This window comes from Streptomyces sp. NPDC087300 (assembly GCF_044744425.1).
In the GTDB taxonomy this organism is placed as follows: domain Bacteria; phylum Actinomycetota; class Actinomycetes; order Streptomycetales; family Streptomycetaceae; genus Streptomyces.
This window is the reverse complement of sequence record NZ_JBIUYI010000036.1, coordinates 1,631-3,452: the sequence shown is the minus strand read 5'-3', so window position 1 is coordinate 3,452 and position 1,822 is coordinate 1,631. Positions and strand designations below refer to the sequence as shown.

1 rRNA gene (only partly in view) is annotated in these 1,822 nt (G+C 57.6%); it reads right to left on the bottom strand.

Annotation, left to right across the window (positions count from 1 at the left end):
- Nucleotides 1-1,700: ribosomal RNA gene (locus ACIO9J_RS44805) — 23S ribosomal RNA — on the bottom strand (it extends 1,272 nt beyond the left edge of the window).
- Nucleotides 1,701-1,822: the final 122 nt, after the last annotated feature.

Here is a 1,822-nt window from a genome sequence, read left to right as displayed (position 1 = left end):
GCTACACCCTTACCCCGGGACAACCACCGCCCGGGCTGGACTACCTTCCTGCGTCACCCCATCACTCACCTACTACAAGTCTGGTCCGTCGGCTCCACCACTTCCCTCAACTCCGAAGAGATCGGGACGGCTTCACGGACTTAGCATCGCCTGATTCGATGTTTGACGCTTCACAGCGGGTACCGGAATATCAACCGGTTATCCATCGACTACGCCTGTCGGCCTCGCCTTAGGTCCCGACTTACCCTGGGCAGATCAGCTTGACCCAGGAACCCTTAGTCAATCGGCGCACACGTTTCTCACGTATGTATCGCTACTCATGCCTGCATTCTCACTCGTGAACCGTCCACCACTGCCTTCCGGCGCGGCTTCACCCGGCACACGACGCTCCCCTACCCATCCCAGCACCCGTTGGGGCTTACTGCTGGAATGACACGACTTCGGCGGTACGCTTGAGCCCCGCTACATTGTCGGCGCGGAATCACTAGACCAGTGAGCTATTACGCACTCTTTCAAGGGTGGCTGCTTCTAAGCCAACCTCCTGGTTGTCTCTGCGACTCCACATCCTTTCCCACTTAGCGTACGCTTAGGGGCCTTAGTCGATGCTCTGGGCTGTTTCCCTCTCGACCATGGAGCTTATCCCCCACAGTCTCACTGCCGTGCTCTCACTTACCGGCATTCGGAGTTTGGCTAAGGTCAGTAACCCGGTAGGGCCCATCGCCTATCCAGTGCTCTACCTCCGGCAAGAAACACACGACGCTGCACCTAAATGCATTTCGGGGAGAACCAGCTATCACGGAGTTTGATTGGCCTTTCACCCCTAACCACAGGTCATCCCCCAGGTTTTCAACCCTGGTGGGTTCGGTCCTCCACGACCTCTTACAGCCGCTTCAACCTGCCCATGGCTAGATCACTCCGCTTCGGGTCTTGAGCGCGCTACTAAACCGCCCTATTCGGACTCGCTTTCGCTACGGCTTCCCCACACGGGTTAACCTCGCAACACACCGCAAACTCGCAGGCTCATTCTTCAAAAGGCACGCAGTCACGAGATGCTGGACAAGTCCAACATCCGACGCTCCCACGGCTTGTAGGCACACGGTTTCAGGTACTATTTCACTCCGCTCCCGCGGTACTTTTCACCATTCCCTCACGGTACTATCCGCTATCGGTCACCAGGGAATATTTAGGCTTAACGGGTGGTCCCGCCAGATTCACACGGGATTTCTCGGGCCCCGTGCTACTTGGGTGTCTCTCAAACGAGCCGCTGACGTTTCGACTACGGGGGTCTTACCCTCTACGCCGGACCTTTCGCATGTCCTTCGTCTACATCAACGGTTTCTGACTCGTCTCACAGCCGGCAGACTGTAAAAGAGAGATCCCACAACCCCGTATGCGCAACCCCTGCCGGGTATCACACGCATACGGTTTGGCCTCATCCGGTTTCGCTCGCCACTACTCCCGGAATCACGGTTGTTTTCTCTTCCTGCGGGTACTGAGATGTTTCACTTCCCCGCGTTCCCTCCACACTGCCTATGTGTTCAGCAGCGGGTGACAGCCCATGACGACTGCCGGGTTTCCCCATTCGGAAACCCCCGGATCAAAGCCTGGTTGACGACTCCCCGGGGACTATCGTGGCCTCCCACGTCCTTCATCGGTTCCTGGTGCCAAGGCATCCACCGTGCGCCCTTAAAAACTTGGCCACAGATGCTCGCGTCCACTGTGCAGTTCTCAAACAACGACCAACCACCCATCACCCCACTGGACAAGCCAGTGAGTGCACTGGGGTCGGCACTGAAGGCAGCCGAAAACCGGCCGTACCTTC